Genomic DNA, 17,733 nt, shown 5'->3' on the forward strand with positions numbered 1-17,733 from the left:
CCAATCACAGCCCGTCCCCCGCCCCTGGGGACGGCTCAGCGCTCCTTGGGGATCATGATCCAGAGGATGATGTAGACCAGCTCCCCCACACCGAAGAGGCCGAACAGCACGAAGCCGAACCGCACCAGCCCCCGGGAGATGCCGAACCGGTTGGCCAGGGCGGCGCACACCCCGGCGATGACCTTCTGCGACCGTGGTCTGACCAGCGTCGATGTCATGCCGGAGCCCTACCCGGCACTCCGGGCGCGGACACCTCGGGCACCTCGATCAGGCCTGCCGCACCAGGCGCAGGACCGCCTCGGCCACGACGTCGGGCCGGTCGCCGGGCACGAAGTGGCTGGCGTCGTCGACCCAGGTGAGCCGGGCACCGGGGATGTCGTCGGCCAGCCGCTGCCCGTAGCCGGGCTTCATCTGGTGGTCCTTGCGACCCCACACGACCTCCGCCGGCAGCGACAGGCGCGGCAGGAACGGGGCCACCGTCCGGGTGTACACCGAGTCGAGCGACCGGAGGTGGCGGGCCAGCTGCGCCGGGCCGCCCGGGCGCTCCCAGGGGCCGACGAAGCGGTCGATGAACGGCGCGGCCCGCTCCTGGTGGGCGAACAGCGTGCGCAGCGCCGGCCGCAGCCCGGCCGCGACCACCGGCGGCGGCAGGTGCTCGAGCACCGGCCACGCGGCCTTCATGGCCCGCACCAGGGGCACCGGCCACCCGTCGTAGCAGACGCCGTTGACCACGCCCAGGCCGGCGACCCGGTCGGTGCTCGTGGTGGCCAGGATCTGCGCGACGCCGCCACCGAGGTCGTGGCCGACCACCACGGCGCGCTCGATGCCCAGCGTGTCGAGCAGCTGGAGCAGGAGGGCGGCCTGGGCGGCCAGATCCACCGGCCGGTCACCGGAGGGGTCGGAATCCCCGTAGCCGAGCATGTCGACGGCCACCACGCGGGCGGCCCCGGCGACCTCGGGGACGACGTCGTGCCACAGCAGGTGGTTGGTCGGGATGCCGTGGACCAGCAGGACCGCCGGCCCGTCGGCACCGGCCTCCCAGATGTTCAGGCGGCGGTCGCCGAGCTCGATCCTGCGGGTGGCTCCGATCGATACGTCCATGGTGCGCCTCCTGCCCCACCGGCCCCGCAGGGATGCCTCCGGTGATCGACGGCACCTGCCGGTGTCTCCCCGCTGTGCCGCGGGTAGGGGGTGGCGATGGACGCAGTCACTTTCGGGAAGGCCGGCCTCAAGGGCTGGCGCGCACGCGTGGCCGACGCCGTGGCCGGGCCGGTGGCCCAGCGGACGTCGGTCAGCGACGACCAGGTGCGGGCCGCGATCGGTGCGCTGTTCCTGGCGCTGGCATCGATGTACGTGGCCAAGGCGGTGAAGGACCTGGCGAGCAGCCGCTGAGCCGGCGCGTCAGCCGGCGAGCACCGCCCAGCCGTGCGCCGGGAGGCGCACCCGGGCGTGGCCGGTCCCGGGGTCGAGCAGGTCGGCCGTTCCGGAGAGGACCGCCCCGGCGTGCGGCGTCGGCAGCTCGGCCGGCCGGTCGGCCACCGAGAGCGCCACGACGAGCCGGTCCTCCCCCGCGCGGGTCTCGTACACCACCTGCTCGTTGGCCAGGTGCAGCGTGGCGGTGCGCGCGACGTGCAGCCACCGGTGCCGGCGCCGCAGCCCGATCAGCTCCTGGTGCAGCTGGTAGACCGGCAGGCCCACGGGTGAGAGCTCCCCGGGCGTGGCCGGGAAGGCCGGCCGGACGGCGTCGTCGCCGCCGGCGCGGTCCTCCGTGATTCCCCGGAAGGCGTGCTCGTCCCCCGCGTAGACCGCGGGCGTGCCCCCGGTGGTGAACAGCACGACCAGCGCGTGCGCGAGGTGGCGGTCGTCGTCGAGCTGGCTGGCGATGCGGGTGACGTCGTGGTTGCCGATGAACGTGTACGGGACGAAGCGCTCGAGGGCGTCGACGTGGCGGCCCAGCGCGGCGTCCAGCTCGAAGAAGTTGCGGTCGTTGAGCGAGCTCCAGATCGCTTTCCACAGCTCGTACTGCGTGACCGCGTCCAGCCCCGATTCGTCGACGAACCGGCGGTAGTCGCCGTGGATGACCTCGCCCATCAGGTAGGCGTCCCGATGGCGGGCGCGCACCCGGCCGGCCACCTCCGCCCAGAACGACGTCGGCACGGCGTAGGCCGCGTCCAGCCGCCAGCCGTCGGCGCCGCGGTCCAGCCAGTGCGCCATCACCTCGGCGACGTGGTCGACGACCGCCGGGGAGCCGTGGTCGAGGGCGACGAGGTGGGAGTGGCCCTCGAAGTCGTCGTAGTCCGGCTCGGTCCCCGGCGCCCAGGCCTGCTCCCCGCCCGGCCAGCGCAGCCGGAACCAGGACGCCGTCGCCGCGCCGGGGCCCTCGGCGAGCACCCGGGCGAACGCCGGGTGGCCGCGGCCGACGTGGTTGAACACCCCGTCGAGGAGCAGCCGCAGACCCCGCTCCCGGCAGGCGGCGACGAGCGCGTCGAAGTCGGCGTCGTCGCCGAGGCGGGGATCGATCCGCAGGTGGTCCACGGTGTCGTAGCCGTGGGTCTCGGACGCGAACACCGGGCCGAGCGCCAGTCCGGAGGCCCCGAGCTCGACGGCGTGGTCCAGCCAGGGCCCGAGCTGCCGCAGCCGGTGCCGCACGGGCTGCCCGGAGGTGGTGCGCGGCTCGGCCCCGACGAACCCGAGCGGGTAGACGTGCCACCAGATCGCGTCGTGCACCCAGCCCGGCTCGGACCTGCCCGGAGAAGTCATGACGGCGATGCTCTCCCAGGCACCGAGGCCCGCGGCCAGGCGGGTGGTCGACCGTCCGACACCCCGTGTGGGTGACCTCACCGCCGGTGCACCCGGGGTACCGCGTACAGTCCGTCTCGGTCGCTGTTGCGCCTCTGCTTTCGTTCTCGAACGTCCGCAGTCGTCTCTGCCTGACGTTCCTCTCGGTCCTGCCGGTCGGTGCGGCGGCCCCGCACCGTGTACATGCCCGGTGCGGACACCTCCCAGCACGGAAGAAGAACGACATGGCTCAGGGCACTGTGAAGTGGTTCAACGCGGAGAAGGGCTTCGGGTTCATCGCCCAGGACGGCGGCGGCGCCGACGTCTTCTGCCACTACTCGGCCATCACCGGTAGCGGCTACAAGTCCCTCGAGGAGGGGCAGCAGGTCGAGTTCGACGTCACCCAGGGCCAGAAGGGCCCCCAGGCGGAGAACGTCCGCGCGGTCTGACCGACGCGAACCGAGGGGCCACGGCGCACTGCGCCGTGGCCCTTCGGCGCCTCCGGGGCGGCAGATCCGGGGCGCGCCGCGGGGTACCCGGCGCCTGCCGTCTGGCGTAGCGTCGACCACGACACGGAGGGGAACCCCATCACCACACATGCCGGACGCTGCGCAGAGGCCAATCACGGTTGCCCGTGCCGGGGCGACCAAGCCGTCCACGAGGATCGCTCCCGCGCCCTGGACGAGGCGCGCGCCAGCGCCGGGGTCACGGTCGAGTGCCCGGAGTGCGGCGGCCCCACCACGCCGCTGTGCATCGTCTCGTGGGGCAACTGCCGCGCCTGCCGCACCGCGCACTCACGGGCCACGCACCCGTTGCGCTGGTGACCGTCCGGGCCACTAGCCACCACCTCGCCGGCGTCCCGGCCCCGACGCGGGCCGGCGCGCCCGGACCTCTGTCCGGCCGGGAAGCGTCCACAGCCGACCGAGGACCCGGTCGAGTTGGGGATCGAACGGGTCGAGCCCGCCACCGGGGTACGGGGTGAGCTCGCCGAACCACACCTCGCCGTCGACGTCGTAGAGGTCCACCCGGACGAAGTCGAAGTCCCGGCCCAGCGTCTCCGCCACCGCCAGCATCTCCCCGAGCGTCGCCGGTGGTGGTGTCACCGGGCCGGGGATCACGTGTGGCTCGTGCGCGGTCACCGACTCCCAGTCGCGGGTGTAGAGCCGGCGCCGGTGCAGTCCGGTGGAGCGACCGGTGTCGACCTGCACCAGGTGGACCGTGCCGTCGAAGACCAGGAACTTGTGGTCGGCGAGGACCGCTCCCGGCCTCCCCAGGAACTCCTCGACCAGCAGCAGTCGGCGGGCCTGGCTGTACACCCACTCGCCGCGCTCGGGCCAGAGCGGCTCGTCCAGCCAGCCGGTCGTGATCCGCCGCAGCCCCCCGATGTCCGGGCGTCCCGCACCGACGTGCACCCGGAGCGTGCCGTGGTTGGGCTTGAGCACCCACCGCTCCGGCAGGGACACCGCCACCAACTCGGCCACGTCGGTGCCCGACCAGAGCACCCGCGGGATGCGCACGCCCGGGCAGGTCCTGGCGGCGTACTCCTTCATGGCCAGCTTGTCGCCCAACTGGGCGATCAGCGGGCGCCGGTCGTGCACCACCCGCCAGTTGAGCTTCTCGGTGAAGGTCCGTGGATCGCCCAGGCGCGGACGCCGTCCGTGCGCCTCCGCGTAGAGCACCGCCCGCTTGGCGGCCAGCGGCAGCCGGCGGACGACGCTCCGGCGCAGCTTTCCGAGCTCTCCGGGCACCGCACCTCCCTCGGCTCGGCCGGCCGCGTGGCCGGCGCCGGCCCAGTGTGCCGAGCGGCCCGGCCGGTCGGCTTCTAGGGTCGTCCGGTGACCACCGTCGCGGAGCAGCTCTGAGTACGACCCACATCCCGGACAGGGCCGGACGCGTCGGCTTCGTCGCCAAGGACCCGTGGCATCCCGCCATCCGGCGCGAGCAGATGATCGCCGGGGAGCTCGTCCGCCGCGGCCATCCCGTGAGCTTCGTGCAGGCACCGGCCGACTGGCGTCGGCTGCGCTCGGACGCAGCCAACTGGTGGGCGCACCTGGACCGCGCCAGGTTCGCCCCCGTGGCGCCTGGCGTGCAGGTGACGGAGCGCTCGACCGTGCTGCCCGGTTCCCGCGGTCGTCTCGCCGCGCGGGCCGACACCGCGCTGCTCCGCCGGTTCCTGCGGCGGTCCGGCTGGGAGCAGGAGCTCACCGTCGTCATGCTCCCCTGGGAGTGGCGGGCGGCCCGGTACCTGCCCGGGCGGGTGGTCTTCGACTGCACCGACGACTGGGCCCGGCTCCTCCCGCACGCCCGTGGCCTGCCCGACCAGCTGCGCCGGATCGCCGCCGAGGCCGACGAGGTGGTGGTGGTCAACCCGGTGCTCGCCGACCTGTTCCCCGGCCGGACGCCGGTCGTCGTCCCGAACGGCACCGACGAGGCCCTGCTCGCCGCGCCGCGGACCACGGTGCGGGCCGACCGGCACGCGGTCTACGTCGGCAGCATCGCCGAGCGCTTCGACGTCGACCTGGTGCGGACCGTCCTCCGGGCCCTGCCGGACTGGACGATGTCGGTCCACGGGCAGCTGGTGTTCCCCGACCGGAGCCGGTGTGCCACCGAGCGCTTCCTGGCGCTGCAGCGGGAGTCCGGCGGCAGGTTCAGCTACGCCGGTCTGCTGTCCCGCGACCGGCTGCCCGCCGTGCTCGATGCGGCCACGGTCGGACTCCTCCCCGACGTGCCGGGGCGCGCGCTGGGCCAGTCGTCGATGAAGGCCTACGACTACTCCGCCCGTGGCCTGCCCCTGGTCGCGACCGCCGGTCACCTCGAGCACGCGGCGGAGCTGCCGCCGCACACCGCGCTCGTCTCCGGGCCCGACGAGATGGTCGCGGCGATGCGCGCCGCCGCGGACGAGCCGGAGAGCGCCGCACAGCAGCGCAGGGCCTGGGCCGCGGCGCGCACCTGGGACCGGCGGACCGACCGATGGCTCGAGGCGGCCCTCGGGCGGGCGGTCGCGGCGCCGGCCGACTCCCCTGGCTAGGGGAGTTCGCGCACCACCCGGGCCGGGTTGCCGACGGCGACGACGCCACCCGGGAGGTCGCCGGTCACGACCGCTCCGGCACCCACGACCGTGTCGGCGCCGATCGTCACGCCAGGCAGCACGATGACCCCGCCGCCGAGCCAGGCGTTGTCACCGATGGTCACCGGCTCCGCGTGCTGCCAGCCGGCCCGCCGGGCGGCCGGGTCGAGCGGATGCACGGCGGTCAGGAGCTGCACGTTGGGGCCGAGCTGCACGTGGTCGCCCAGGGTGATCGGCCCGACGTCGAGGAAGACCGCACCCCAGTTGACGAAGCAGTAGGCGCCCACCGAGATCCGGTGTCCGTAGTCGCAGCGGAAGTCCGAACGGATCGTCGTCCCGCCCCCCACCGCGCCGAGCAGCTCGGTGAGCACCTCGTGGCGCCGGTGTGGGTCCTCCTCGGCGTTGTAGACGGCGAGGAGCGCGGCCGCCCGGCGCCCATCGGCGGCGAGGTCGGGGTCGTCGGGGCGGTACGGCAGCCCGGCCAGCATCCGGTCCCTCATCTCTCCCATCCCGGGAACGCTAACCAGGCCGCGCCGCCGACGGCGCGGTCACCTCCGGGCGAGCCACTCCGCGGCCTCGCGGGCCACTTCCGGCGGGACGGCGTGCGCACCCGGGAACTCCCGGTAGGTCACCTCGTAGCCGTCCTCGCGCAGCGCGGGGACGATCTGCCGGCTGGTCCGGTCGACGGGCAGCACGGGGTCGTCCTCCCCGTGGGAGACGAACACCTCGGGCATCCCCGACCGTGGCGCCGGCGGCACGAAGCCCGGGGAGAGCGCGGCGATGCGGGAGAACAGCCGCCCGTTGGCCAGCCCGAGGCCCAGCGCGTACGAGGCGCCGTCGGAGAAACCGGCCACCGCGACCCGTCCGGGGTCGACCGGCAGGCGGCGGAAGACCTCGGCCAGCGCCTCGTCGATCAGCTCGACGTCCGCGCCGTAGGCGCCACCGATCGCATCCCAGGTCGACCCGCCGGACTCCGGGGCCAGCAGCACCAGTCCGTACTCCTCGGCCAGGGGCTCCAGCAGCGCCAGTCCCCCCTCGGCGTTCCCCCCGGCGCCGTGCAGCGTGACGACGAGCGGCAGCGCCTCGCCGGCGGGGAGGCCTGCCGGGACGTGCAGGAGCGGGTCGGCGCCGGCGTCCAGGCCCAGCGGGCGGGTACCGGGCTCGGGCGCTGCCGCGAGCAGCTCCGGCGGGGGCTCGGCAGGCGGCCGGGCGGAGAGCGCGGCCGCCGGCTCCGCGGATCCCGGCGCCCGCTGCCCGTCCGGTGACCGGTCCCCGCAGCCGGCCAGCGCGCCACCCAGGCAGAGCGCGACCCCGGCCGCGAGGACGTCGCGACGCGTGGGCACCCGCCACCGCTACCCGCCTTCCCCGGGCACCACACCGGGGTGCTCTGCGCGTCGGGCTGCGGACGGACCCCGACGTCGCCGACCACGTCGCGCTGGTGGCGCTGCGGGTGCTCGACGAGGGCGCCGGGACGGTCAGAGGCTGACGGCCACGGTCGCGGCCAGCTCGCGGCAGGCCTCGAGGTCGGCGGCGCCGGGTGCACCGGTGAGACTCAGCGGGGCGGCGACCTGCTTCCACCGGAGGGCGCCGGTGATCCGCTCGATGCTGCGCAGCGCGCCGGCCGTGTCGTCGGTGCCGTGCACGTAGACGCCGAACGGCGAGCCGACCGTCGCGTCGAGGCACGGGTAGTACACGGTGTCGAAGAAGTGCTTCAACGCCCCCGACATGTACCCGATGTTCGCCGGGGTGCCGAGCAGCACGCCGTCGGCCGCGAGCACGTCCGCCGCACCGGCCGAGAGCGCCGGGCGCAGGACCGGCTCGACGTCGTCGACGAGCCCGATCCCCTCCTTGACCGCCTCCAGCACCGCCTGCAGGGCGGGTGAGGGGGTGTGGTGGACGACGAGGAGACGGGGCACCCCGGCATTCTCGCTCCCGTCGGGCCCCGGGACGCCACCCCGGGCAGGCGGTGTGACAGTGAGGGCATGCATCTGCTGCTCGAGTACGTGCTGGCCGACGACTACCTGGAGCGCCGCGCCACCCTGCGGGCCGACCACCTGGCGCTGGCCCGTGCCGCGCACGAGCGCGGCGAGCTGCTGCTGGCCGGCGCGCTGCCCGACCCCTACGACCGCGCCCTGCTGGTGTGGACGGCGCCGCGCGAGGTGGTCGAGCGGTTCGTCGAGCAGGATCCCTACGTCGTCGAGGGGCTGGTGACCGGGTGGACGATCCGGCCGTGGAACGTGGTGGTGGGCTGATTCAGGGCCCGGTGCCCACGGCGCGCAGCTGCCGGTAGATGCGGGCCAGGTCGGGCAGCTGCACGTGGGCGTTGAGGCCGCTCGGGTTGGGCACCACCCAGGTCTCCGCGCCCCCGATGCGCTCGTCCTGCCGGCCCATGACCGCCTTGGGCCGGCCGAACCCCTCCCGCCAGGCGGTGATGCCCAGGACGGCGAGCACCCGGGGCCGGTACCGGTCCACCAGCCGCTCCAGCGCCTCCGCCCCGGCGCGGAGCTCCTCGGAGGACAGCTCGGCCGCGGTGCGGGTGGGCCGGTCGACGACGTTGGTGATCCCGAGCCCGTGGCGCAGCAGCTGACGGTCCTCGGCGGGCTGCAGCCGTCGAGGCGTGAGCCCGGCCAGGTGGAGGGCCGGCCAGAACCGGTTGCCCGGCCGGGCGAAGTGGTGACCGGTCTCCGCCGACATCAGCGACGGGTTGATCCCGCAGAACAGGACGTCCAGCCCGGGGCCGATGACGTCGGGCACGGACTTGTCGGGCAGCGGCTCGCCGGTCACCGCCCCATCCTTCCCCGAGCCTCGGAGGACGGCACGCGACCGTGGCGCCCGTCGGGCGATGATGGCGGGGTGCCGGACTCGCCAGAGGTGCAGTGGTTCGACCGCCCCCGGGGCGAGCCGGTCGTGCTCCACCCGCCGTCACCGCGGTGGGGTGAACTGGCCGCCGAATGGGCTGCCGCGATCGGTCGTGTGCTGTCGGCGCTGCAACCGCGGGTGGAGCACATCGGCTCCACGGCCGTCCCCGGGCTGCTCGCCAAGCCAGTGGTCGACCTGCAGGTGTCGGTCACCGACCTCGATGACGAGACGGCCTATCGCGTGCCGCTGGAATCGCTCGGGCTGGTGCTCCGGGCCCGAGAGCCGGAGCACCGCTTCTTCCGTCCCCCTGCCGAGCAGCCCCGGAGCGTGCACGTCCACGTGTGCCGGCGCGGTTCGGCCTGGGAGCGGACGCACCTCCTCTTCCGTGACCGGCTGCGCGCGCGGCCGGAGGTGGCCACGGCCTACGCCGAGCTGAAGCAGCACCTGGCCCGTGAGGTCGGCTCCGACCGTGCCGCCTGCACCAGGGCAAGACGGAGTTCATTCGGCGGGTCGTCGGATCCGCCGACGGCACGGCGTAGGGCCCGCGCCGTGGGACGGGCCCACGCTTGACGGGACGGCCCGCTGCCGGGATCAGCGGTAGCTGAGCAGGTGCCGCCGCTCCCCGGTGACGTGGGCGTGGTCGTTGAAGGCCAGCAGCGACATCCCGGAGGCACCCGCCACCACGGACGTGATCCCGACGTTGACCCCGGCCCGGTTGAGCGCGACCACGGCCTCGGCCGGGGCCGCGAGCAGGGCGGCGACCACGGCCGCGACGACCCCCGCGGACGTGGCGACGACCGCGTCCCGTCCGGGCGGCAGGCGGGCGACGAGGTCGTCCACGGCCGCGACCGCGCCGGTGGAGAAGGACGGCCAGCCGTCGGCGTCCCCGGCGGCGATCCAGGAGCGGAGCGCGCCGTCGAGCAACCGCTGCACCCGCCGCGATCCGGAGTCCCCCACCGGCGCACCGGAGTCGTCAGCCGGGTACCGCTTCAGCAGCTCCACGTGGTCGTACTCGTCGAGGCGGGCGTCGGTTCCCGGCGCGACGGCCCACCCGGCGGCCTCGGCGAGCAGTGCCGCGGTGTCCCGCTGGCGGCGCAGCGTGCCGGAGACGATCAGCGGATCGCGCAGCTCACGGCGGCGCAGCTCCTCCCCCACGCAGGTCGCCTGCTCGCGGCCGAGGTCGCTGAGGACGTCGTAGTCGTCCGAGCCGAACGAGGCCTGACCGTGCCGGACCAGGCAGATCAGCGGCATCCGGCCAGCCGTTCTGCGCGCTGCAGCAGGACGGCGGCGGCGACGCCGAAGTGGGCGAACCGCGGGTTCGTGGTGTGCCCGGACCGGTAGCGCGCCCAGATCTGCTGGATGATCACCGCCAGCCGGAACAGGCCGAACACCTCGTAGAACGTCCAGTTCTCCGTGCGCAGGCCGGTGCGGGCGAGGTAGCGCTCGACGATCTGCTCGCGGGTGGGCATCCCGGGCAGGGTGCTCGGCTGCGTGGACACCAGCCCGAACTCCTCGTCGTCGTCGGCGGTCACCCAGTAGGCCAGCGAGGCGCCGAGGTCCATGAGCGGGTCGCCGACGGTGGCCATCTCCCAGTCCAGGACGCCGGTGATCCGGGGCGTGCCCTCCAGGTCGAGGACCAGGTTGTCCAGCTTCCAGTCGCCGTGCAGCAGGCTGGCGCGCACGTCGGCGGGCTGGTGGGCCGCGAGCCAGGCCATCAGTTCCTCGGCGGGGGGCACGTCGTCGGTCAGGGCGTCACGGAACCGACGCGACCACCCTTCGACCTGGCGGCGCACGTAGCCCGGCCCCTTGCCCAGGTCGGCCAGCCCGGCCGGCCCGACGTCGATCGAGTGGAGGTCGGCGAGGGTGTCGTAGGTGGTCTCGCCGAGGACCCGGGCCTGCTCGGGGCTGACCTCCACACCCTCGGGCAGCTTCCGGCCGAGCACGATGCCGTTCAGCCGCTCCATCACGTAGAACTCGCTGCCGATCACCGACGGGTCCTGGCAGAAGCCGTGGATCTCGGCGACGACGTCCAGGTGCGGCCGCAGCCGCTGCTGGACGCGTACCTCCCGGCCCATGTCGTGGGCCGATGCGGCCTTGTGGCCGTGCGGTGGCCGGCGCAGCACCAGCTCGAGGTCGCCGTAGTCCAGCAGGTAGGTGAGGTTGCTGGCGCCGCCGGAGAACTGCCGCACCCGGGGCGCCGGCCGCGCTTCGAGCGCCGGCACCCGCGGCGTCAGCCACGCGTGCACCGCCTCGACGTCGAAGGCGTCCTCGGGGCGGACGTCGCGGAGCCCGGTCGTGTTCTCGCTCATCCGCCCCATCCCACCACGGGCATCGTGAGGCACGTCGCAGCGGTGCCGGCCCGACGCACTGTCGGGGATGATCGCGGGGCTGCCGTCGTCGGCCCGGCCACCACCCGGATCCGCGCGGGGCGCTCGCGACCCGACCGGCGCGGGGAGGCGTGACACCCGCGAGGCGGCACGGGTGCATCTCGGAACGACACCGGCGGGTATAGCGTGGCACCGGGCCGAGGCCCCGACCCGACGCAGCCGGCCGGCGTGCGCCGCGCGCCCGGGGCTGCCTCTCCCGGCACACGGCCCAGGGGTGGGGTGCCTGGCATGGCGTCGGACGCGAGCTCGGCCGGCCCGGTTCCCGACGGTGGACAGGTGCCCTTCCAGGTCTCCGTCGATCCCGAGCACGCACGGCTCGCCATCAGCGGCGAGTTCGACCGGGAGCACGCCCACCACGTACTCGCCGCGCTGACTGCGCTGGCCGGTACCGGACACCGCCGGTGGGCGATCGACACCGCACAGGTCGTCTTCTGCGACGCGGCGGGGCTGCGGGCCCTGGTCACGGCGCACCACCTGGCCCGGCGGCACGGGTGCGAGCTGGTGGTGGAGCGGCCGAGCCCGTGCCTGCACAGGCTGGTGCTCCTGGTGGGCCTCGACCAGGTCCTCGACATCCGAGCCGCGGGGTCCGCCGCGCCGCCGGCGGCCGGCGGTCACCGCCTGCAGCCCTCGACCGGACCGCTCCGCGCCGGGCACCCGGTCCGCACCGTCCCCGCCGGGGACTGACCCGGGCCCGGCCGCTACTGGACGGGCGCGTCGGGCGGCGGCAGCCGGTGGGCGAGCTGCTCGTCGACCGAGACCACCCCGGCCACGCCGGTGAGCGCGCCGAGCGTGCCGGGCGGCACCGAGCCGGTGATGATCCCGAGCCCGTCGAGCACCTGCTCCACCCGCATGCCCCGGGCGCGCAGGCTCTGGACGACGCCGTCGAGCGCGGCCAGGTGGCCGTCGTCGACGGTCACGCTGACGTGGGTCACGGCCCCGACGCTACGCGGGCACGGCCGTCCGGGGAACCGGCGTCCTGCGGGGCGACCGCCAGACCGGTGCCCGCGTCGACCGACGGCTGGAGCAGCCGCTCGCTCTCCAGGCAGAGCGTGGCCCACAGCTCGAGGCCCCGGCGGCCGGTGGCCTCGGCCCACAGCGCGGCCACGCCGGCCACGTGGGGCGTGGCCATGCTGGTCCCGCTGATCGTGTGGTGGCCGGCCGCCCCGGGCCACGACGACCGGATCTCCCATCCGGGGGCGGCGATGTCGATCTGCCCACCCCGCGACGGCACGCTGCGGGCCGAGAAGTACGCCATCTCCAGCGCCTGGTCGAGCGCGCCGACGGCCATGATCTCCCCGCTGTTCGCCGGCGCACCGACGAAGCCGGGGTCGGCGGCCCGCCGGTCGGCGTTGTTGCCGGCTGCGGCGATGATCAGCGACCCCTGCTGCAGCGCCCGGCGCCCGGCGGCCGAGTACGGCGGGTGGACCTGCGTCACGTCGGCGCCCAGGGACATGGAGATCACCGCACACCGGCCGGTCACGGCCCAGTTGATACCGGCGAGGATGCCGGCGTCGGTGCCGGCGCCGTCGTCCCCGAGCACCTTGCCGGCGTAGATGTCGGCCTCGCAGGCGACGCCGTAGCGCGGACCGCCCGAGGGCGTCCGCGGACCGCAGGCGGTGCCGACGCAGTGGGTGCCGTGTCCGTGCGCGTCCTGCGCACCCTCGCCGGCGACGAACGAGCGCGCGGTCAGCGCCCGGCCGGCGAAGTCGGGGTGGGACAGGTCGAAGCCGGTGTCCAGCACCGCGACGCGGATCCCGCGGCCGGACCAGGGTGAGGAGTCGGCCCGGACGGCCTGCACCCCCCAGGTCGCCTCCGGGGTGTCCGCGAACCCCGGCCCCACCCCACCGCTGCCGCCGGCGTCCCGGGAGAGCAACCGGCCGGTCAGGTCGGCCACGCCGTCCCGGTAGCCCTGCGCATACCCGCCGACGCCGTGCGGGAGGACGTGGTGCACCAGCTCCGGGGACACCGAGAGCACCGGCCGGGTCGACGCCGCCGTCCGCAGCGCGCCGACCTGGTCGGGCCCGCCCGCGACGACGGCGATGCCGAGGGCGGAGAAGACGGTGGCGCCCGCCTCACGGAGCGTCTCCGGGGGCACGTCACCGCCGGCGAAGTCCCGGGAGTCGGCCACGTCGCGCACCCCGATGCGGCCCCAGTCCACGGAGGCGCCGCCGTCCGCGTCGGCGAAGACGACGACCTGACGCCCCGTGGTCCGGGGCACGGGGCCTCCCGTGCGGTGCCGCACGCTGCCCGGGTCGACCGGATCGATCACTGCTCCCCCTCGCCGACGCGTCGCCAGCAGGCCAGGCGAAGGCAGCCCTGGCCTGCGGTCACCGGCCGTCGCGGCCGGTGGACCCAGCGTGGCGGGACCGGGGGCGCCCGGCAACCCGGGCTGCGCGCCGGGTCATCCCTGGGCGACCGCCGGGTCCATCCACATCACCTCCCAGACGTTGCCGTCCGGGTCGGTGAAGCTGCGGCCGTACATGACGCCGTGGTCCTGGGCTGGCAGCCACGGCTTGCCGCCGGCCGCGACGGCGCGGTCCACCACCTGGTCGACCTCCTCGCGACTGCCCGACGACAGGCAGGTGAGGACCGAGGTCGCCTGCGCGGGGTCACCGACCTCTCCGGCGACGAAGTCGGCGAACCGGTCGCGGGTCAGCAGCATCACGTGGATGTTCTCCTCGATGGCGTAGGAGACGCAGCGCTCGTCGGAGAACCGGTCGTTGCGGCGGAGCCCGAGCGCCCCGTAGAAGGCGTCGGCGCGGTCGCGGTCGGTCACGGGCAGGTTCACGAAGATCATGCGCACGGGGGCTCCTCGGTGCCGGTCGTGGTCGCCGCCCGGAGGTGGACGGCGGGGACGGCAGTGGAGACCGCCGTGCGCCGGAGAACTCATCGCCGGCCGGGCACGGCGACCCGGGCACCGCTCAATCGGGGAGGCCGGATCCCCCTGCGGCGTCGGGACGGGCCTGCACCTCGCGGGGGCCGGGCAGCTCGTGGCCGGCGTCGCAGACGAGCGCCACACGGACCGGCGCGCCGCACTCCCGGTGCTCCAGTGCGAGCGGAGGCGGCCCGTCACCGAGGTAGCGGTCCCCCCACTCCATCAGGGAGACGAGGGTCGGGTAGAGGTCGCGGCCCTTGTCGGTGAGCCGGTACTCGTGCCGCTGCCGTTCACCCTCGGCCTGGTACGGCTCACGCCGGAGGATGCCCTCCTGCACCAGCGTGGCCAGGCGGTCGGTGAGCACCGCCTTGGGGATGCCGAGCGCCCGCTGCACGTCGGCGAACCGGCGCACCCCCAGGAAGGCCTCGCGGAGGACGAGCAGGCTCCACTTCTCCCCCACCACCGCCAGGGTTCCGGCGACCGAGCAACGGGACCGGTCGAACGAGGCGTCGCTCACAGTGTGAGCATAACCATGCTGGGTTCACTTGCCGAACCGCTTCCGGCGGCGCAGAGTTCATGGTGCGAACCCAGGAGGCGGACGGTCTCCGGCCGGCCCGCCCGGCCCCCTGCAGAGCTCGCTGAGGAACCACTGCTCTGACGGAGGACACACCATGACCCGCATCCGCACCGCCCTCGCCCGCCGGCACGCTCTGCGCGCCCACCTGCGTCAGGAGCGCGCCCTCGCCCGCGCCTTCGCCGCAGCGCCCACCCTGGAGTCCGCGCACGAGATCGCCGCCCTGGGCGCCCGTCGCTGACGTCCGACCCGGGGAAGCGGGGCCCTGACCGCCGGGTCACGGCCCCGCCTGCCCGCCGCCCGCGCGGTCAGCGCGGCGCGACGATGCTCGCGTCCAGGTAGGGCTCGCCCTCCCACTCGGCGTACGCGTCGTCGGGCAGGTCCGCGCCGAGGGACTCCTCGACCTCCGTCACCTCGAACTCCTCCCACGGTTCGGCGGCGACGGCGACGGCCTGGCCGGGCCGGAGGTCACCGGGTTCACGGTCCATGACGACCAGGATGGGTTCGACGTCGCCCTCGCCGACGAGGGTGAAGGCGACCGGCGACACGATGCGGCCCACCTCTCCGGTGACGCTGACCTCCAGCCCGTTGTAGCCCTCCAGGTCGTCCCGGAACTCCTCGGTGTACGGCCCGTCGTAGGGGTCCTCGAGGTCGCCGGGCGGCCGGACGTCGGCGTCGGCGGGAACGGTCGGATCCGTGTCGTCCTCGCCGCAGCCGGCGAGGACGGTGCCCGCCAGGCCCGCGCTCAGGGCGACGGTGGCGAGCGCCCGGATCGATCGCCGGCTGGTCGTCATGGCCGTCGTCCTCCCATGGTCCGGTCCCCCCGGGATCACCCGCGGGCGGTGCTGTCGTGGCCGTCGCTCCCTTCCCCCGGCGGCGAGCGGATCCGTCGCACGGGACCGTTCGTCACCGCATCGCAACAGGGGTGCCCCCTTCGCCCGGCCGCTCGTTGCGAAGCCGTGACAGCGCCCGCCCCCGACCGCGGCCGAGGGCCCCGGGTGGCGGAGCTCCGGTGTCGCTCCCCACGCCCGGGGCCGGCCCATGTGACGGCCTCGTGGCGATCCGCGCCGCCGGCGCATCCGCCGCCGGCCCCCGGGGCAGGGCCCGGACGACTGCCGCCCGGCCCCACCCCGCCACGGAGGAAGCACCCGCATGAAGCGCTGGATCCTGCGCATCGCCGCCGTTGTCGGCGGACTGGTGCTCCTCCTGGTCGCGTACGGCGTGCTGATCGAACCGCGGCTGATCCTGGAGGAGGAGCGGGCGGAGGTGCCGCTCCCCCGGCTCGCCGCCACCGCCGACGGCACGGAGGTCGGGATGATCACCGACCCGCAGATCGGCATGTGGTGGGCGAACGAGGGCATGGTGGCCCGCGCGGTCGAGACGCTGGTCGAGGAGGAGCCGGACATCGCCCTCCTCGGCGGTGACTACGTCTACAGCACGGATCCGGACATCGCCGAACAGGTGGAGAACGTGCTCGACCTGCTCCAGCCGCTGATCGACTCCGGCATCCCCACGTACGCCGTCCTGGGCAACCACGACTACAAGGTGGGTGCGGCCCAGGAGCTGACCAGCGCCTTCGAGGCCGCCGGCATCACCGTGCTCCGCAACGAGGCCGCTCCGGTGCCCGGGACCGGCGAGGGGGCCGACGCCCTCCACGTGGTGGGGATCGGACCGGTCCGGCCGGGCGAGGCCGACGTCGACGCCGCACTGGCCGACGTGCCCGACGCCGCGCCGCGGGTCGTCCTCTCGCACAACCCCACGGCGTTCCCCGAGTTCCCCGCCGGCACCGCGCCGCTGGTGCTCGCCGGGCACACCCACTGCGGCCAGGTGGCACTGCCGGGCCGCCCGCGCTGGTCGTACCTGGCGCTCACCGAGGAGGAGAAGATCGTTCCCGAGGGCTGGGCGCCCGACGGCTACGGCGCCGAGGGCAACCGCATGTTCGTCTCGTGCGGCATCGGGTTCAGCATCGTGCCGTTGCGGATCAACGCCCCGCCGGAGCTGGTGCTGTTCGAGCTGGTGGCCGGGGGCTGACCGGCCGTCACGCGCCCCACTCCCAGCCCGCGTCCTCCACCAGCTGCCGCAGGCGGGCGCGGCGCCGGGCGCACTGCTCGGCCGCACCTCGCAGCTCCGCCGGATCCGTCAGCGGGATGCCGACGGCGGCGAGCCGGTCGGTCGCGGGCTCCGGCGGCGGGGCGTCGGCCGAGCCGCGACGGCGGCCCGAGTTGGCCGTGGCCACGTAGCGCTCGATCACCCGGCGAACCGGCCGGACCGCCTGGGCAGGTGGTCGCACCCGCGGGTCCACCGCCGACTCGAGGAGGAGCATCGCGTCGTCGAGCCGGGCGATCGCCACGGGCGCCGACGCCGAGGACCGCTCGCTGCGGAAGTAGTGCAGCACCGGATAGGCCAGGTGCTCCTCGGCGACGGAGGACAGGCGCGCCGGCAGCTGCAGCAGCTGCTGGGTGAACAGCGGGCTGAACCGGTCGCCGTCCCAGCCGTCGGCCACGATGTCCTGGGCGCTGTCCCCCAGGCCGTGCAGCTCCGTGGCGACGGCCCGGCGGGAGACGACCGCGGACATCACCGAGAACAGGTACGTGATGGCCAGCGTGACCAGCGCCAGGCCGCTGAAGCTGGCGAACGCCGACATCACGCGCCAGGCGGGCTCCGTGGCGACGAAGTCCCCGACGCCGAGCGTCGACACCGAGTAGCCCGCGAAGTAGACGACGTCGGCCACCGTTCCAGGCCGGCCGGTGCGCGCTTCCTCCACGGCGCCACTGCCCAGGAAGATGAGCGACCACCCGGCCCAGAACACGGCCACCCAGAGGGCGACCGTGATCGCCATGAGGAGCGGGCCGGCGGCGCTGAGCAGCCGGGGCTGCCGGGCGCCGCGCCGGCGGTGGACCCGGAGGAGCAGCTGCCAGGCGGCCGAGAGCAACCGGCGGGTCAGCGGCCCCGTCCCCTCGCCGAGGGTCAGCGTGGTGGCGGTGACGTCCCAGACCACCAGCCCGACGGCGAGGACGCCGAGGACGATCCACACCACCCCGGTCACCGGGTGGCCTTGCCGCGGTCGGTGCGGGCCGGACTGCTCGCGGAGCTGGCGTGCACGTTCCCCTTCCTCCCCGGCCACGGCGGGCGCCGGCCGGCTCGTCCGGCACCGGGTGGCCGGAGGCTCGGGATCCCACCGCCCGGAGAGCCG

24 protein-coding genes are annotated in these 17,733 nt (G+C 74.9%); 8 read left to right on the plus strand and 16 right to left on the minus strand.

Going from position 1 to position 17,733, the window contains the following annotated elements; translation table 11 throughout:
• Positions 1-35: 35 nt before the first annotated feature.
• Together ABDB74_RS11570 and ABDB74_RS11575 are read right to left on the minus strand one after the other, a co-directional pair.
• Positions 36-218: a PspC domain-containing protein gene (locus tag ABDB74_RS11570; RefSeq protein WP_346618649.1), complete on the minus strand. Its 183-nt coding sequence runs from the start codon at positions 216-218 to the stop codon at positions 36-38.
• 49 nt (positions 219-267) lie between these two features.
• The gene (locus ABDB74_RS11575) at positions 268-1,101 is read right to left on the minus strand and encodes an alpha/beta hydrolase (RefSeq protein WP_346618650.1); all 834 of its coding nucleotides are present in this window, start codon (positions 1,099-1,101) and stop codon (positions 268-270) included.
• A gap of 96 nt (positions 1,102-1,197) precedes the next feature.
• Between ABDB74_RS11575 and ABDB74_RS11580 the strand changes: the two genes are divergently transcribed.
• Positions 1,198-1,392, plus strand: coding sequence for a hypothetical protein (locus ABDB74_RS11580; protein ID WP_346618651.1), 195 nt, complete (start codon positions 1,198-1,200; stop codon positions 1,390-1,392).
• Positions 1,393-1,401: 9 nt separating this feature from the next.
• On the opposite strand, the gene ABDB74_RS11585 is transcribed toward ABDB74_RS11580, so the two are convergent.
• Entirely contained in the window at positions 1,402-2,760 is a 1,359-nt protein-coding gene (locus ABDB74_RS11585; RefSeq protein WP_346618653.1) for an alpha-amylase family glycosyl hydrolase, read from the minus strand.
• Between the two features lie 263 nt (positions 2,761-3,023).
• Here ABDB74_RS11585 and ABDB74_RS11590 point away from each other — a divergent pair, with 263 nt between their 5' ends.
• A complete protein-coding gene (locus tag ABDB74_RS11590) occupies positions 3,024-3,227 on the plus strand; it encodes a cold-shock protein (RefSeq protein WP_346618654.1) in 204 nt (67 codons plus the stop codon).
• Between the two features lie 387 nt (positions 3,228-3,614).
• Here the strand turns inward: ABDB74_RS11590 and ABDB74_RS11595 are convergent, their stop codons facing one another.
• A complete protein-coding gene (locus ABDB74_RS11595; RefSeq protein ID WP_346618655.1) occupies positions 3,615-4,526 on the minus strand; it encodes an ATP-grasp fold amidoligase family protein in 912 nt (303 codons plus the stop codon).
• A gap of 233 nt (positions 4,527-4,759) precedes the next feature.
• Here ABDB74_RS11595 and ABDB74_RS11600 point away from each other — a divergent pair, with 233 nt between their 5' ends.
• A complete protein-coding gene (locus ABDB74_RS11600; protein ID WP_346618656.1) occupies positions 4,760-5,806 on the plus strand; it encodes a hypothetical protein in 1,047 nt (348 codons plus the stop codon).
• Here the strand turns inward: ABDB74_RS11600 and ABDB74_RS11605 are convergent.
• The 3 genes from ABDB74_RS11605 to ABDB74_RS11615 all read right to left on the minus strand — a co-directional run bounded on the left by ABDB74_RS11605 (position 5,803) and on the right by ABDB74_RS11615 (position 7,761).
• Positions 5,803-6,354 (minus strand): sugar O-acetyltransferase, encoded by a 552-nt coding sequence (locus ABDB74_RS11605; RefSeq protein WP_346618657.1) that lies wholly within the window; start codon positions 6,352-6,354, stop codon positions 5,803-5,805. The two genes, ABDB74_RS11600 and ABDB74_RS11605, sit on opposite strands and share 4 nt — an antisense overlap.
• 39 nt (positions 6,355-6,393) lie before the next feature.
• A complete protein-coding gene (locus ABDB74_RS11610; RefSeq protein WP_346618659.1) occupies positions 6,394-7,188 on the minus strand; it encodes a PHB depolymerase family esterase in 795 nt (264 codons plus the stop codon).
• A gap of 132 nt (positions 7,189-7,320) precedes the next feature.
• A complete protein-coding gene (locus tag ABDB74_RS11615) occupies positions 7,321-7,761 on the minus strand; it encodes an NAD(P)H-dependent oxidoreductase (protein ID WP_346618661.1) in 441 nt (146 codons plus the stop codon).
• 66 nt (positions 7,762-7,827) lie between these two features.
• Here ABDB74_RS11615 and ABDB74_RS11620 point away from each other — a divergent pair, with 66 nt between their 5' ends.
• Entirely contained in the window at positions 7,828-8,097 is a 270-nt protein-coding gene (locus ABDB74_RS11620; RefSeq protein WP_346618662.1) for a YciI-like protein, read from the plus strand.
• 1 nt (position 8,098) lies between these two features.
• Here ABDB74_RS11620 and mug read toward each other — a convergent pair whose 3' ends face one another.
• Positions 8,099-8,629, minus strand: a complete 531-nt coding sequence (gene mug / locus ABDB74_RS11625; RefSeq protein ID WP_346618664.1) for a G/U mismatch-specific DNA glycosylase — start codon at positions 8,627-8,629, stop codon at positions 8,099-8,101.
• A 69-nt stretch (positions 8,630-8,698) separates the two neighbouring features.
• Here mug and ABDB74_RS11630 point away from each other — a divergent pair, with 69 nt between their 5' ends.
• Positions 8,699-9,274: a GrpB family protein gene (locus ABDB74_RS11630; RefSeq protein ID WP_346618665.1), complete on the plus strand. Its 576-nt coding sequence runs from the start codon at positions 8,699-8,701 to the stop codon at positions 9,272-9,274.
• A 21-nt stretch (positions 9,275-9,295) separates the two neighbouring features.
• Here ABDB74_RS11630 and ABDB74_RS11635 read toward each other — a convergent pair whose 3' ends face one another.
• A complete protein-coding gene (locus tag ABDB74_RS11635; RefSeq protein WP_346618667.1) occupies positions 9,296-9,955 on the minus strand; it encodes a histidine phosphatase family protein in 660 nt (219 codons plus the stop codon).
• Complete coding sequence (locus ABDB74_RS11640) at positions 9,946-11,013, minus strand: phosphotransferase family protein (RefSeq protein WP_346618668.1); 1,068 nt, start codon at positions 11,011-11,013, stop codon at positions 9,946-9,948. Before ABDB74_RS11640 ends, ABDB74_RS11635 begins: the two co-directional genes overlap by 10 nt.
• A 306-nt stretch (positions 11,014-11,319) precedes the next feature.
• Here ABDB74_RS11640 and ABDB74_RS11645 point away from each other — a divergent pair, with 306 nt between their 5' ends.
• The gene (locus ABDB74_RS11645) at positions 11,320-11,775 is read left to right on the plus strand and encodes an STAS domain-containing protein (RefSeq protein WP_346618670.1); all 456 of its coding nucleotides are present in this window, start codon (positions 11,320-11,322) and stop codon (positions 11,773-11,775) included.
• 14 nt (positions 11,776-11,789) lie between these two features.
• On the opposite strand, the gene ABDB74_RS11650 is transcribed toward ABDB74_RS11645, so the two are convergent.
• From ABDB74_RS11650 to ABDB74_RS11665, 4 genes are all read right to left on the minus strand, one after another.
• On the minus strand, positions 11,790-12,023 hold the full coding sequence (locus ABDB74_RS11650) for a hypothetical protein (protein ID WP_346618672.1): 234 nt from the start codon (positions 12,021-12,023) through the stop codon (positions 11,790-11,792).
• Positions 12,020-13,309: a S8 family serine peptidase gene (locus ABDB74_RS11655; protein WP_346618674.1), complete on the minus strand. Its 1,290-nt coding sequence runs from the start codon at positions 13,307-13,309 to the stop codon at positions 12,020-12,022. The genes ABDB74_RS11650 and ABDB74_RS11655 overlap by 4 nt, the downstream gene beginning before the upstream one ends.
• A 183-nt stretch (positions 13,310-13,492) precedes the next feature.
• Positions 13,493-13,888, minus strand: a complete 396-nt coding sequence (locus ABDB74_RS11660) for a VOC family protein (RefSeq protein ID WP_346623880.1) — start codon at positions 13,886-13,888, stop codon at positions 13,493-13,495.
• Positions 13,889-14,012: 124 nt separating this feature from the next.
• Positions 14,013-14,483: a helix-turn-helix domain-containing protein gene (locus tag ABDB74_RS11665; RefSeq protein WP_346618675.1), complete on the minus strand. Its 471-nt coding sequence runs from the start codon at positions 14,481-14,483 to the stop codon at positions 14,013-14,015.
• A 154-nt stretch (positions 14,484-14,637) separates the two neighbouring features.
• Between ABDB74_RS11665 and ABDB74_RS11670 the strand changes: the two genes are divergently transcribed.
• Positions 14,638-14,781: a hypothetical protein gene (locus tag ABDB74_RS11670; RefSeq protein WP_346618677.1), complete on the plus strand. Its 144-nt coding sequence runs from the start codon at positions 14,638-14,640 to the stop codon at positions 14,779-14,781.
• Between the two features lie 67 nt (positions 14,782-14,848).
• Here the strand turns inward: ABDB74_RS11670 and ABDB74_RS11675 are convergent, their stop codons facing one another.
• Positions 14,849-15,334: a hypothetical protein gene (locus tag ABDB74_RS11675; protein ID WP_346618678.1), complete on the minus strand. Its 486-nt coding sequence runs from the start codon at positions 15,332-15,334 to the stop codon at positions 14,849-14,851.
• 358 nt (positions 15,335-15,692) lie between these two features.
• Between ABDB74_RS11675 and ABDB74_RS11680 the strand changes: the two genes are divergently transcribed.
• A complete protein-coding gene (locus ABDB74_RS11680; protein WP_346618679.1) occupies positions 15,693-16,571 on the plus strand; it encodes a metallophosphoesterase in 879 nt (292 codons plus the stop codon).
• Between the two features lie 7 nt (positions 16,572-16,578).
• On the opposite strand, the gene ABDB74_RS11685 is transcribed toward ABDB74_RS11680, so the two are convergent.
• Positions 16,579-17,586: a potassium channel family protein gene (locus ABDB74_RS11685; RefSeq protein WP_346618680.1), complete on the minus strand. Its 1,008-nt coding sequence runs from the start codon at positions 17,584-17,586 to the stop codon at positions 16,579-16,581.
• Positions 17,587-17,733 lie beyond the last annotated feature (147 nt).

It is taken from the genome of Blastococcus sp. HT6-4 (assembly GCF_039679125.1).
GTDB lineage: Bacteria > Actinomycetota > Actinomycetes > Mycobacteriales > Geodermatophilaceae > Blastococcus > Blastococcus montanus.

What these genes read in the sequence shown, in the direction of transcription:
- ABDB74_RS11570 (WP_346618649.1), bottom strand. Translation starts at nt 218, where the DNA reads ATGACATCGACGCTGGTCAGACCACGGTCGCAGAAGGTCATCGCCGGG.
- ABDB74_RS11575 (WP_346618650.1), bottom strand. Translation starts at nt 1,101, where the DNA reads ATGGACGTATCGATCGGAGCCACCCGCAGGATCGAGCTCGGCGACCGC.
- ABDB74_RS11580 (WP_346618651.1), top strand. Translation starts at nt 1,198, where the DNA reads ATGGACGCAGTCACTTTCGGGAAGGCCGGCCTCAAGGGCTGGCGCGCA.
- ABDB74_RS11585 (WP_346618653.1), bottom strand. Translation starts at nt 2,760, where the DNA reads ATGACTTCTCCGGGCAGGTCCGAGCCGGGCTGGGTGCACGACGCGATC.
- ABDB74_RS11590 (WP_346618654.1), top strand. Translation starts at nt 3,024, where the DNA reads ATGGCTCAGGGCACTGTGAAGTGGTTCAACGCGGAGAAGGGCTTCGGG.
- ABDB74_RS11605 (WP_346618657.1), bottom strand. Translation starts at nt 6,354, where the DNA reads ATGGGAGAGATGAGGGACCGGATGCTGGCCGGGCTGCCGTACCGCCCC.
- ABDB74_RS11620 (WP_346618662.1), top strand. Translation starts at nt 7,828, where the DNA reads ATGCATCTGCTGCTCGAGTACGTGCTGGCCGACGACTACCTGGAGCGC.
- ABDB74_RS11635 (WP_346618667.1), bottom strand. Translation starts at nt 9,955, where the DNA reads ATGCCGCTGATCTGCCTGGTCCGGCACGGTCAGGCCTCGTTCGGCTCG.
- ABDB74_RS11640 (WP_346618668.1), bottom strand. Translation starts at nt 11,013, where the DNA reads ATGAGCGAGAACACGACCGGGCTCCGCGACGTCCGCCCCGAGGACGCC.
- ABDB74_RS11645 (WP_346618670.1), top strand. Translation starts at nt 11,320, where the DNA reads ATGGCGTCGGACGCGAGCTCGGCCGGCCCGGTTCCCGACGGTGGACAG.
- ABDB74_RS11660 (WP_346623880.1), bottom strand. Translation starts at nt 13,888, where the DNA reads ATGATCTTCGTGAACCTGCCCGTGACCGACCGCGACCGCGCCGACGCC.
- ABDB74_RS11670 (WP_346618677.1), top strand. Translation starts at nt 14,638, where the DNA reads ATGACCCGCATCCGCACCGCCCTCGCCCGCCGGCACGCTCTGCGCGCC.
- ABDB74_RS11675 (WP_346618678.1), bottom strand. Translation starts at nt 15,334, where the DNA reads ATGACGACCAGCCGGCGATCGATCCGGGCGCTCGCCACCGTCGCCCTG.
- ABDB74_RS11680 (WP_346618679.1), top strand. Translation starts at nt 15,693, where the DNA reads ATGAAGCGCTGGATCCTGCGCATCGCCGCCGTTGTCGGCGGACTGGTG.